The 11469-nt window shown below is 47.1% G+C and carries 12 protein-coding genes; 6 read left to right on the top strand and 6 right to left on the bottom strand.

Going from position 1 to position 11469, the window contains the following annotated elements; translation table 11 throughout:
• Positions 1-229 precede the first annotated feature (229 nt).
• Positions 230-607, bottom strand: coding sequence for a hypothetical protein (locus ACLFWI_RS17770; protein WP_446414022.1), 378 nt, complete (start codon positions 605-607; stop codon positions 230-232).
• 441 nt (positions 608-1048) lie between these two features.
• On the opposite strand from ACLFWI_RS17770, the gene ACLFWI_RS17765 reads away from it, so the two are divergent.
• The 3 genes from ACLFWI_RS17765 to ACLFWI_RS17755 all read left to right on the top strand — a co-directional run bounded on the left by ACLFWI_RS17765 (position 1049) and on the right by ACLFWI_RS17755 (position 3889).
• Positions 1049-2752: a SpoIIE family protein phosphatase gene (locus ACLFWI_RS17765; protein ID WP_446414021.1), complete on the top strand. Its 1704-nt coding sequence runs from the start codon at positions 1049-1051 to the stop codon at positions 2750-2752.
• Positions 2753-2755: 3 nt separating this feature from the next.
• Complete coding sequence (locus tag ACLFWI_RS17760) at positions 2756-3181, top strand: ATP-binding protein (protein ID WP_446368203.1); 426 nt, start codon at positions 2756-2758, stop codon at positions 3179-3181.
• 276 nt (positions 3182-3457) lie between these two features.
• Positions 3458-3889, top strand: coding sequence for a hypothetical protein (locus tag ACLFWI_RS17755; RefSeq protein ID WP_446414020.1), 432 nt, complete (start codon positions 3458-3460; stop codon positions 3887-3889).
• A 23-nt stretch (positions 3890-3912) separates the two neighbouring features.
• Here ACLFWI_RS17755 and ACLFWI_RS17750 read toward each other — a convergent pair whose 3' ends face one another.
• On the bottom strand, positions 3913-4293 hold the full coding sequence (locus ACLFWI_RS17750; protein WP_446414019.1) for a ketosteroid isomerase family protein: 381 nt from the start codon (positions 4291-4293) through the stop codon (positions 3913-3915).
• Positions 4294-4403: 110 nt separating this feature from the next.
• On the opposite strand from ACLFWI_RS17750, the gene queG reads away from it, so the two are divergent.
• Both queG and ACLFWI_RS17740 read left to right on the top strand, forming a co-directional pair.
• Complete coding sequence (queG, locus tag ACLFWI_RS17745; protein ID WP_446414018.1) at positions 4404-5336, top strand: tRNA epoxyqueuosine(34) reductase QueG; 933 nt, start codon at positions 4404-4406, stop codon at positions 5334-5336.
• Positions 5337-5498: 162 nt separating this feature from the next.
• Positions 5499-6638, top strand: coding sequence for a hypothetical protein (locus ACLFWI_RS17740; RefSeq protein ID WP_446414017.1), 1140 nt, complete (start codon positions 5499-5501; stop codon positions 6636-6638).
• A 99-nt stretch (positions 6639-6737) separates the two neighbouring features.
• On the opposite strand, the gene ACLFWI_RS17735 is transcribed toward ACLFWI_RS17740, so the two are convergent.
• Positions 6738-7574, bottom strand: coding sequence for an MBL fold metallo-hydrolase (locus ACLFWI_RS17735; protein ID WP_446414016.1), 837 nt, complete (start codon positions 7572-7574; stop codon positions 6738-6740).
• 404 nt (positions 7575-7978) lie between these two features.
• Between ACLFWI_RS17735 and ACLFWI_RS17730 the strand changes: the two genes are divergently transcribed.
• Positions 7979-8125 carry a hypothetical protein gene (locus ACLFWI_RS17730; RefSeq protein ID WP_446414015.1) on the top strand — a complete coding sequence of 49 codons (147 nt, stop codon included), beginning with the start codon at positions 7979-7981 and terminating at the stop codon, positions 8123-8125.
• Positions 8126-8203: 78 nt separating this feature from the next.
• Here ACLFWI_RS17730 and ACLFWI_RS17725 read toward each other — a convergent pair whose 3' ends face one another.
• The 3 genes from ACLFWI_RS17725 to ACLFWI_RS17715 form a co-directional block, all read right to left on the bottom strand.
• A complete protein-coding gene (locus ACLFWI_RS17725; RefSeq protein WP_446414014.1) occupies positions 8204-9358 on the bottom strand; it encodes a hypothetical protein in 1155 nt (384 codons plus the stop codon).
• A 516-nt stretch (positions 9359-9874) separates the two neighbouring features.
• Positions 9875-10270: a hypothetical protein gene (locus ACLFWI_RS17720; protein WP_446414013.1), complete on the bottom strand. Its 396-nt coding sequence runs from the start codon at positions 10268-10270 to the stop codon at positions 9875-9877.
• 4 nt (positions 10271-10274) lie between these two features.
• A partial coding sequence (locus tag ACLFWI_RS17715) for a CHAT domain-containing protein (protein WP_446414012.1) occupies positions 10275-11469 on the bottom strand: 1195 nt, incomplete at its 5' end.

Genomic DNA, 11469 nt, shown 5'->3' with positions numbered 1-11469 from the left:
AAGTCAGCTAAAGCTGACTGAATAAAAGTTTTAGTCCATTGGGTCAAAGATAATGCTCAATCGCGCAGTCGGAATGAGTACCACTCGCATCAAACCGCCTTGGGTTCAAACCCAAGGCTAAAAGCGAAAGTCAGCTAAAGCTGACTGAATAAAAGTTTTAGTCCATTGGGTCAAAGATAATGATCGGGACTGGCTTTTGACGTTGAAGGGGTCACCTCCAATACAGGAATTATGCCATAAAAGCCCATAGGGTATTCGCTTCGAGTATCCAGAGGGGTTTGTTGTTGATGATACGAATGAACAGGTAGCCAATCAAGACGCGATCGCATTCGAGTCTACCGGGTTGTACGAGTTTGAGAATATCGTGCTTCCCAGTCGCGATGGTCAAGATATGATTGTGATTAGTTGGGCGAAAGGAAGTGGCAATGAGGCGGCTTATCGACAGGTGTTTGAGCGAATTCGGGGGACGTTGCAACTTTTGCGGTAGTAGGATGTCCCCTGGGTTCGAGTTGTGCGATCGCACTCTTAGCTCTACCTCACCTCTGTAGTAGAATAGCCGAATTCCTGGGGAGTCGGCGAATCCGGCTTGAATGCTGCCAGCTTGCACTTTCCCTAGGCGAAAAGGCAGAAATAACGCAACAGCTAATATCTCCCCCAGCCTACCCTAGTGCCATGGCACGTCTGGAATATTGCTTCCCCTGCATCCCGGCTCTTGGACGAGAAAGTATAATCTGAGTGGAAGCCACATTGCCCCAAAAGAAGGTTAAGCTAGAGAAAAAAAGGTAATCTCTATAGCCGACTGGGTGCATATCGTCGGATCTTGATAGAATAAATTGCTGATTAATTACCCTAACCAAATCTACATGGTATGATCATAAATTTTATTAGCGAAAATAAGTTGAAATGAAAAATTGGGGAATTGGCAATATCCAGAAAGAAAAAAGGATAGCTGAAAACAATGATCAGCCAGCTTTGAGATCAAACGGCAACGAAATTCAATCCCCTTAACTTATTGTTTCTAACTCAAGCAGAAACCGGAGTACACAGAATGAGTCAGGCAGATAAACTCAAATTATTGATAGTGGACGATGAGCCTGACAATTTAGATTTATTATATAGAACGTTCCGACGAGAGTTTCGAGTTTATAAAGCGGATGGGGCGATGAGCGCTCTGAGCGTTTTGGATGAACAGGGAGAAATGGCGATCATTATCTCTGATCAACGGATGCCCGTGATGAATGGTACAGAATTATTAGGGAAAACAGTTGATCGCTTCCCGGATACAATTCGGATTCTGTTAACGGGCTATACCGATGTTGAAGATTTAGTCGAAGCCATTAACTCCGGCAAAGTTTTTAAGTATATTACCAAACCCTGGAATCCGGAAAGTCTGAAAGTCATCGTTCAACAAGCAGCCGATACGTACCGAGTTCTCAAACAAAGAACTAATGAACTGAGCCGCGCTTTACGCCGCGAAGAACTCTTTAATGTCGTGACAACAGCCATTCGCGAGTCGCTAGACTATAGCAGTATGTTGCAAACCGTTGTCACTACGATTGGTCAAACCTTCGAGGCGACGAGTTGTATCCTGCAACCCGTCGATGGTAATCACCTGATTTCAGACTCATTTTCTTACCAAGCTGAGTCAACAAAAGATTCTGAATCATTACCTGATGTTGAACCGATTGTGCAAAATGTGCTGGAAAACTGGAAAACCCAGCTTATTCAACAGCTCAGTGATGGTAATCATTCGGTGCATCTAGTTGTTCCTCTGATCTGGCAACAACAGCTATTGGGAGTGTTATCCCTTTATAAACAACAGTGTGATCAGCCTTGGATGTCAGAGGATATTAAACTCATCGAAGCCGTCGCAGAACAAGCAGCGTTAGCCATTTCTCAGGCAAAACTCTACCAACGCACCCAGTTACAAGCCGAACAGATGCGGGCTGAATTGGAGGTAGCTCGCCAAATTCAAAATAATTTGTTGCGCCAAAGTTTACCCGAAGTGGACGGGGTTAAAGTGCAAGCCCACTGTTATCCCGCACGAGAAGTTGGCGGTGATTTTTTTGAAGTATACGTCCATCCTCAAGGCGATGTTTGGCTGGCGGTTGGTGATGTGTCGGGAAAGGGAGTGCCTGCGGCTTTATTTATGGCAAGTGCGATTTCTATCTTGCGCCGAGAATTGGCTCAAGAAATTTCTCCTGAACCGGAGGTAGTGATGCGAAACCTGAACAGTATTATGTCAGATGATCTGTTCAGTACCAACTGTTTTATCACGATGGTATTAGCGCGATATACACCAACCTCGCGACAGCTTGTCTATGCAAATGCGGGTCACATTTATCCGTTGGTTTGGGCGCATCGTTTAGTTGCCCAACAGCAATCTGCACCGGAATTCTCTGTAACAGTAGAACCGGATTACCTGAAAGTTCGGGGGATTCCGCTGGGTATTCTAACGGAATGGCAGGCAAAAGCTGGAATGTTGACGTTACATTCAGGGGATGTTGTGCTGCTGATCAGTGATGGGATTACAGAAGCAACGGTTAAGGAAGGAAAACACTATACCGATTCTCAAAACAATAAAAATAGTAAACCCCTGACGAATTCAATGCTGGGGACATCGGGTCTTTGGCAACTTCTGCTTCAGGAGCCAGCTCCCTTCAATCTACCTCATTTATTAGTTCGCATCCGCGAGGAGACTAACAATGTTCAGGAAGATGACCAAACAATTCTCTCTATGGAGGTTTTATAGTTGATGAAAACGGAGCTGCATGTACCAAGTGACTTGAAGTTTTTGACGATTGTCGAAAGCTGGTTACTGGGAAGTTTGGAAGTAGCGTTAGGAGATTCAGTGGATTGGCAACGTCAATCGAGTCGGTTAAGACTGGCGTTAGTTGAAGCCTATTCCAATGTGGTGCGTCATGCTCATCGAGATCAACCCAATTTACCGATTTTGATTCGCTTGGAACTCAAAGAACGAGATATTGCTTTGGAAATTTGGGATCACGGCAAAGGGTATGACATCACCAACTATAATCAACCCTCTCCAGAAGCGAAACAGGAAAGCGGATATGGTTGGCTGATTATGCAAAAGCTGATGGATAGAGTTGAGTATCGCTTGCAGATCAATGGTCGTAATTGTCTGAAGATGGAGACAAGCTTACCTAAGGCTGACGAATGATTGATGATTTCACCCCATTTACTGAATACCTGTGGTATGATGCCTGCGAGGACAGCGATTGTTGCAAAATATTACAAAAATACCGCTATTCCGAATTAAATCTATAAGCTTTGTTAAATTTGCTTGATATAGATGTCTGAATCTATAGGATTTTAAATAAGTCAAGCCGAAAGAGCGACTTGACTATCTGTCTGTTAAGGATACCCTTGTTTCGAGGACTGGTGAGCCTCTGAAACCAAGAGTTAGCTGTTAAGTTTAGTGCAACCCATCATTCCTATGACACAGCCGTTTATCTTGTCTCCCCGCTACCGACTGGATGACGATTCTCCATGGTTGGAAGGAATTGATCCATCACGCCACTATTGGATTGCCGTCAATGGAGATCCGGATATCCAGGTAGGGATTCCAGGATTAACGGTGTCATCACTCAAGGAATGGAAGCAAATATTATGGCGGTTCCGAAGTCTTCAAGCGGGCGATCGCATGGAACTGCGGCGAATTGCCAACACCTTAACTATTCAGTGTATCAACGCCAATTGCTACGCGATCGCAGCCAAGATTGACGGCGCAGCTGTCTGGCATTTGTTTGATCAAGAAGCATTAGAGAGTTTGTTAATGACAGCTCATCCCGATTGGCTTTGTGCGCCTAGAGATATTGAGTTGGGGCGTCAGTTGCTCGCTCGTTCCTGGGAGCAAGTGGCAGCTTAGTTTCATTCGTCATTTATCATTTGTCATCGTCTTAAGCTGAGGAGTTCTTGAGGCGACGCTAACAGCTTAATTCTGACGAAACTAATCCTTTGTTCGAGATTGAGAATAAATATCCAGCCCACATTGACACTAAATAGCGGTGTCTGTACTCTACCCTTGACTTGAATTTGAGTCTCCCCGTTTTCTTGGGGTTCCACAATTCCGGTTTTGGGTAAGAGTTGCATGTCAATGGCTTCAGCCTTTAGGTAGGTGGCGATCGCGTATTGTCCTTGGATGAGTTCCTCAAACGGTGGCTGCATCACACCGTTATCCGTAAACAATGCGGCGGTTGCGTCATAATCCCCAGCATTCATCGTTTCAAAGTAATGCAAAATCACGGACTGGGTAATACCCTCTATAGTCATTTCTTTTCTGATTGTTGGTAGGGATGGCTTTCATTCATAATAGAGAAACTTGCCAAAGTATGCGCTCGAGGAAAAAGGACAAATGACCAATGACCAATGACCAATGACCAATGACCAATGACCAAAGCAATCAAATTAAGCAAAAAGCGCGATCGCTAGGATTTCATTACTGTGGTATTGCAGGGGTAGACGGGAATGGTGACGAGGAAGCCACTCAACATCTGAAAACTTGGTTGGCTCAGGGCTATCATGCTGACATGGACTGGATGCAGAATCCTCGCCGCTTAGATATCCATACCTGTATGCCAGGGGTTAAATCCGTTATTTCCGTTGCCCTAAACTATTACACCCCTCACCAACGTCCTCAGGGAGACGAGTATGGGAAGATATCCCGTTATGCTTGGGGACGAGATTATCATAAGGTGATGCACAAAAAACTCAAAGCCTTGACCCACTGGCTACAAGCCCAAGGAGAAGGAATCCAAGCTCGTTACTACGTAGACACTGGTCCAGTGCAGGATAAAGTGTGGGCAGAACGTGCTGGAATTGGTTGGATCGCTAAAAATGGTAATCTAATTACGCGAGAGTATGGCAGTTGGGTGTTTTTAGGGGAAATTTTAACCAACTTATCACTCACAGCCGATACTCCCCATACCCAGCATTGCGGAACCTGTACCCGTTGCCTGGAGGCTTGTCCGACAGGAGCAATTGTTAAACCTTTTGTTGTGGATGCTGATCGTTGTATTGCTTATCATACAATTGAAAATCGAGCGGAGGAAATCCCTTCATCCATCACCCCCCATTTAGAGGGTTGGGTGGCTGGGTGTGATATCTGCCAGGATGTTTGTCCTTGGAACCAACGCTTTGCTCAACCAACAGATGTAGCCGACTTTGAACCCTATCCTGGGAATGTAGCTCCCACGTTAGCGGAACTGGCGACACTTTCAGATCACCAATGGCATCAACGATTTCCGGCATCCGCGTTGCGACGCATCAAACCCCAGATGTGGCGACGTAATGCTCAAGCCAATCAGCAGAAGTAGACCCACAATATCGCCATTGGACTTAAAATTGTACAGAATTTTGATCAAAAGATGAGAATTTTTTCTCAGATCGGTAATTTGATTGCTAATCTAAGCGATAGGAAATGCTTTAGAGCATCCTAACTAATATAGAGAATTATATAAGCATGAGGGCGAGCCATTATGTCTCAGGATATCAATACTCACGACAAGACAAACAAGTCATCAACCACCTCCACTGCTATCCAGTCTTGGTCAGCCGAAGCCGATGCGGATAAGTTAATGGATGATTTATTTGCAGATCTTGACCGCATCTTGGAAGGGAGTAGCAAATTACCCACGGAACCGACTCAGCCAGACTATGTATCTTTAAAGTCGATTGTGATTCCCCCCATTACCGCGCCACCTGCTGTGATACCGACTCAAGACTTGGTGGAACAGCCATCTGGAGAGAAAAAGGAAACGCCAAAAACCCAGGTTTCAGAGACAAAGGGGACAAAGGGTAGTGCTTCCAACCGCAAAGGCTCAGGTTGGTCTGTAGATAAATTTTTATGGGTAATGGCTCTAATTTCAGTGGGTCTAACCGCACTGTTGCTACTGATTACTCAAAAACAACGGTTTGCACCCTGGTTGCTTAACTTTGCTGGCTCACCCTCTCCTGAAACCCAACTCCCCTCGGAAGCCGATTACAAGTTTGGAGAGTATGCTTTGGAGGCGCTAAAAGCCATTGACCGTAAAGCTGAAGCCAGACAACAAGCCGCGATCGCCGGTGGTGGAACGGGTAATCCTAATCTACCCCCAGGTGCAACCAACGCTTCCGGTGCTATCAATCGTCCCGTTGGTGCTAATGGTGCTAATCCACCAGGTACAATTTTGGAAAGAATCTACTATCCGGTTTATCCCCCCCAGAGTTCCTGGATACCCCCAGTACCCCCTGCCAATTCCTCAGTTGCCCCTCCGCCAGCCCCAGAGCCTTCACCGGCTGCCAATCCACCTGCACCCACACCACCTCCTCCTCAAGTCACAGCTGAAACACCGCCAGCCTCACCCCCAACCGTTGCTCCGACTTCACCTACAGCATCAGCATCGCCAACGCCACCAGCACCGCCACCACCGCCTCCTGTAAACCATACTCTGGTGGGAGTGCTAGAGTCAGAGCAACTTTCTGCTGCCTTATTTGAAATTGATGGGATCACTCAGCGGATTAATATTGGTGAAGCCATTGGCACAAGTGGCTGGATGTTAGTTGAAGTGAATAACGGAGAAGCGATTATTCGACGTAATGGAGAAGTTCGCTCTGTTTACACAGGGCAGACGTTCTAAATTAGACGTGCTTTGGCGTTTAATCATTTTTAAGCGGGGCGAGAGGGGTTCAATTGTTCCCGACACCCCACACCCCACACCCTACACCCTGCCCATTATTTAAGTGCCAAACCCTAAGCGAGTACCGACATGGCAGCTAATACAGTCTCCGGGAAAATGATGCCACAAAAACGCGATCGCGGCGGTTCCGGTACAGTGATTCGCTCCTAATAGCTGAACCTTATAGTTCGCCAAGGTTTCCACCGTTGCTTGCACGCGATCGCGACTCGCCCGGTTCAGGTGCATTCCCCCAATTACCGCGTAAAACGTATCGGTTCCAGTGATTTGGGCAATATAATTGAGGGTATTGATCACACCTGAATGAGCGCAGCCTAAAATCACCACCATTCCTGCGGGTGTATCCAGAAACAAAGCTTGGTCATCCACAATCAAATCCACTTGATTGTGCTGGGAATCCTGCCAAAAATCACCTCCCGTATCTTCCAGGGGATGACGCCGGGGAATTGAACCCGTCAGGTACATACCCGGGATAACTTCTGTAGGTTTATCTGTCCAAACTAACTGATCAATCGTCTGTTTAAGCCTATCTGCATCTTGAATCGGAGAGCCAATATTCCCTCTAGGACTAAACTTGGGTTGTAGCGCCGCCGGATGCAGAAAGAGTTTAGCAATATTACTCTCTTCTAAGAGAGTCATTAAACCACCTGTATGATCATAATGACCATGACTCAGCGCAACCGCATCTAAATTTTGTAGTGAAATTCCCAACTGTTGAGCATTGTGGCGCAATGTTAAACCCTGTCCTGTATCAAATAAAATCCGCAGGGAATCGGTTTCAATGAGATAAGATAGCCCATGTTCTCCTAACAATCCTCGCCCATAAGCTGTATTCTCGACTAAAATGGTAAGCTGAAAAGTATTTTTATTAGTTGGCATAGGTTATTGGAAACAATATCAAACCTGCCTTTATTATCCCCTGCAAGAGGAGGCTATTGAAATCGCTGCTACACTAATTTATGCGAAGCCTTCCCTAAGGGTAGTCCGCAAGGTAAGGACTGGGTTATAACGGGGATAGCGTTCCCCGGATTTGGTTGAACAGAGTCAGTTTTTCGGTGGATTTGACCTGAATGGTATCTTGACTGAGTGGATCAAAGATGCTTATCAACTTGGATCTGGCGCGATTGATAAATTGAGCGATCGCTATCCTCGCCAACGTTGATGGAGGAGGTGTAGAGACGCGCCATGGCGCGTCTGGAGGACATAGGACATTATTTGGGTTGATGGCGAATCTGTCGCATAATTAAACCGATGGGAAGCGCGATCGCAACCGCAATGATAATATGAATCAGGACGTTCAAACCATTGTAGGTGGTACATTTCACTACACCTGCACCGGGACAAATGGGTGTTTCGGTGTTGGTTTGATTCTGGATAAAGGTTTGGATGGGTTGGGAATCGACTTGGGAGGATATCCCACTGACGGCTAATCCGGTTCCGACTACGGCTATCCAGAGTTCTAGGTTTTGCAGCTTCTGGTCTAAAGCGCGTTGGCGAAGCCTGTTCCTTCAGAACGTATCGCGTTCTGCTTGATCTAAGTCTACGATACCTCGCACGGTTTCTAGCATTTGTCCGAATAAGTCTTGTCCGGGTGATAGATAATTGATGTCGGTTTGGATTTGCTGTTTGTCGCGTTGGCTTGCTTTGAGGAAATCGCCCCAGAATTGGGGGATATCGCCAAATTGGGCAAGTTTCTGTTGCTTGGTGTCAAAGTTGGTGAGATTGGTTTCCATCGCTGTATGATGGGCGCGTAAGTCACGCAAGCATCGGGCGTAGTCGAGGGCGGTGTGGGGGATTTGGTTGAGGAGATTTTTTAGGGCGTCGAGGCGGGTTTGTTTGTCGGTGGTGAGGTTGGGTAAGGTGTGGATTTGTTGTTCTAAGTCGCTGTAGAGGTGTCGGGCTTCGGGGTAGCGTTGGCGGGATTGGTGATAGATGTAGCGGAGTTTGTGAGTGGAACAAAGGAGTTGCAGGAGTTCATCATAGCCTTTTCCCAACAGTTCAACGGTGGGAGATTGGTTGGTGTTGAGAGAGATGAGGATGTGACATTGTTTGGCGGGGTTATCGGGTTGGCTGGGTTGGGTGGCGAGGTAGTGGAAGAGGTGACTCCCGAAGAGGCTGTCTTGATTCTGGAAGCTGGGATTGAGGGGAGTATTGGCGAGGAGGGCGGTGGCGCATTGTTCAGCGAGGGTGGCGCAGTCGGTTTGGGCGTCTACTTCAGCGTATAACCACAGGGTTTGTCCGAGGGAGGCTTGGATGGTGTTGGGGAGGAGGGATTGGGGGCGGAAGAGTTGCAGTTGGGGGAGGGTGATGTCGAGGTGGGGAGAGTCGGGGGTGAGAGTGAGATCAATGGCGTAGGTGTCATTCAGGCGAAAGGGTTGCAGGTTGGCGGTGATTTTGAAGCCATCGGCGGTGGAGATAGCGCCTAAGTCGATATCTTGGGCGTGGGTAAGCCAGTAAGTTTTTGATCCGGGTTCGTTTTGGGGCGTGTATTCGGTGTTGGTGTAGCAGATGAGTTGGGATTTGAGGGTAGTCAGTTTAGGGAAATGTCCCAGATTAGTCAGATTATCCCATAACTTAGCCGCATCATCCGCCACGCGATCGGGGGCGTCGGTGAGGGTTTGACGCAGGTGGAAGGCGTAGAGGGTGAGGCTGACGTTTTTCATTTATTGGTTATTGGTCATTTGTCATTCGTCATTCGTCATTCGTCATTCGTCATTTGTTGATGGAAATTGCCGAGATTTTTATTAGCCTATAATACAGAATATCTGTAGGGGTACGGCATTGTGTTTAGCTGAAGATATCGCCCCTCTCCCCCAGCCCCTCTCCCACTCCGGGGAGAGGGGAGTAAGAGAAAAGCGGTATTTTAGAGGTAATTTATAGCAACCGCCAAGACGGTTAGGACACATCATTTATGTAGAGACGCGCCATGGCGCGTCTCTAGCACTGCCGCATCTTTACATAATAGTTCCACATAATAGTTCCCCTTCTCCCACCCCCCTCGTTCCCCCCTACGAAGAGGGGGGAAGACAGCGGATGCTTCGCTTTTTTTTGCACGGGAGAAGGGGTTAGGGGATGAGGGGGAAAAAGATAGCTTGTTGCTTCAAATTAATCATTTATTATTAGCTTCTCGCTGCATTCTCCGTTCTATCAGCTTGAGTCGAACCGCCAATCCCTATCGCTTAATTGGAACCTTGAGGATTGGGTGGGTTTGTCTGGGGTGTAGATGGGGGTGAATGTCTGATAATACTATTAATAATCATGTCCTTCGCCGCTGGGCTGGGTTGATTCGCTGGCGTGGGAGATTTGCTTCCGCCAACACCAATGGTTACTTGAAAATCTCTGATTTCTGCATCTGTTAACCCTTCTCGCTGTTGTTGGTATTTCTGGAATATCTCTTGGCTGGAGGCGGATTCTTTTAACCAGTTTTCCAGTTGATCCGAGATATTCTCAATATCATCGTCAGGAAGTTGATTGGCGAGTTGCTTTAAGTTATCCCAGTCTGGAGGGGTGAGTAAGTTGGCGTTAGTTTCGATAACTTTAATAAAAGCAATAATACTGTTGTCGTAAACAGACATGATGTTAAACTCCTTTGCCAATTAGACAAAATGCAGCCCAATAATAGGGATTGTTAAAGGGTTGGGCTTTTTCCCCTTGTTCAGTTTCCAGTTTCTGGAAATACTGCTTTAATTCTATCTGCCAGGTGGTACTGAAGGGAGAAGTGGGAAGCCAGTCTTGAAAACCTTTGACGGTGGTGTCTCGTAACCAACATTGGGCAGTATTCAGGGCGAGGGCGAGGTTCTCTTGCTGCTGGAGTTCTTGGTAGAATTTGACGATGAGTAGGGCGGTGGCAAAGGCGCTGACTGTCCACAGGCTACTGACGACATTGGTACTCCCGGCTAAGAGGAAACCGTAGGGTAAGCTGATATATTCATCGCTGATATTGTTGATGTCGGTTAACCCAGTTTCGCAGGCGGAAAGGGTGACGAGGCGACAATTACTCAGGCGGAAATGAGTGATGATGTCTTCCAGGGTGAGGTTAGCATCGGCTAACTGTAAGCCGGAATCCAGGGGAGAACCGGGATTAAAATAGCCGTGACAGAAGAACAGCAGACTGTTGGCAGTGTCGAGAGTTTCCCTAGAGGAGAGGAGGGCGGATTTGCTGGCTTTGTCTTTTTTGAGGATATCAATCGGGGAAAATTGTCGGGTGATGGCAGATACGGCGCCGATGTCTTGTTCATATAAGTCTGATGTGGGGGTTTGAATGGCAAACAGGCGCTGGAAGTCGGGGCGTTGTTGCTGCTGGAGTTGGTGCAAGAGTTGGCAACTGGGCAGATAACGGATACCGTCAGGGAAACGGGGGAATAGGTTTAAGGCGTGGAGGGGGAATAGATGGAGATAGAGATGAGGAATTAGGATTAATTGGGTGCAGGTTTCGGGGATGTAGGTGAGGATATCGTTAATATGGAGTATTTCGGCTAGCTGGTTGAGGCGTGAGGGGAGTGAGTTTTGCCAGTCTTGTTGGTATTGTTTGGTTTCGCTGTCGGTTTCGGCGAGTCTGGGGGCGTAGTAGGCGTTGAGATAGTCGTCACGCCAGGTTTCTAAGTTAGTTAAGTCTTCACGGGTGGATGTCCAAATGGAGATCCCCCCTAACCCCCCTGCTTGATAAGGGGGGGCTAGGGGGGGTTCAGCCGTAATAATCACAGCGCGGAAACAGTCATCGAAAATATACCATTCAATAATTGCCGTATTTTTATCAATCAGTGTAGAGAGTTGG

It is taken from the genome of Coleofasciculus sp., from assembly GCF_046539235.1.
In the GTDB taxonomy this organism is placed as follows: Bacteria; Cyanobacteriota; Cyanobacteriia; order Cyanobacteriales; family Coleofasciculaceae; genus Coleofasciculus.
This window is presented reverse-complemented; position numbering and strand designations above follow the sequence as displayed.

Excerpts from the sequence above, each read along its gene's own strand:
- ACLFWI_RS17765 (WP_446414021.1), top strand. The coding sequence starts at position 1,049 with ATGAGTCAGGCAGATAAACTCAAATTATTGATAGTGGACGATGAGCCT.
- ACLFWI_RS17760 (WP_446368203.1), top strand. The coding sequence starts at position 2,756 with ATGAAAACGGAGCTGCATGTACCAAGTGACTTGAAGTTTTTGACGATT.
- ACLFWI_RS17755 (WP_446414020.1), top strand. The coding sequence starts at position 3,458 with ATGACACAGCCGTTTATCTTGTCTCCCCGCTACCGACTGGATGACGAT.
- ACLFWI_RS17750 (WP_446414019.1), bottom strand. The coding sequence starts at position 4,293 with ATGACTATAGAGGGTATTACCCAGTCCGTGATTTTGCATTACTTTGAA.
- queG (WP_446414018.1), top strand. The coding sequence starts at position 4,404 with ATGACCAATGACCAAAGCAATCAAATTAAGCAAAAAGCGCGATCGCTA.
- ACLFWI_RS17740 (WP_446414017.1), top strand. The coding sequence starts at position 5,499 with ATGTCTCAGGATATCAATACTCACGACAAGACAAACAAGTCATCAACC.
- ACLFWI_RS17735 (WP_446414016.1), bottom strand. The coding sequence starts at position 7,574 with ATGCCAACTAATAAAAATACTTTTCAGCTTACCATTTTAGTCGAGAAT.
- ACLFWI_RS17730 (WP_446414015.1), top strand. The coding sequence starts at position 7,979 with ATGAATCAGGACGTTCAAACCATTGTAGGTGGTACATTTCACTACACC.
- ACLFWI_RS17725 (WP_446414014.1), bottom strand. The coding sequence starts at position 9,358 with ATGAAAAACGTCAGCCTCACCCTCTACGCCTTCCACCTGCGTCAAACC.
- ACLFWI_RS17720 (WP_446414013.1), bottom strand. The coding sequence starts at position 10,270 with ATGTCTGTTTACGACAACAGTATTATTGCTTTTATTAAAGTTATCGAA.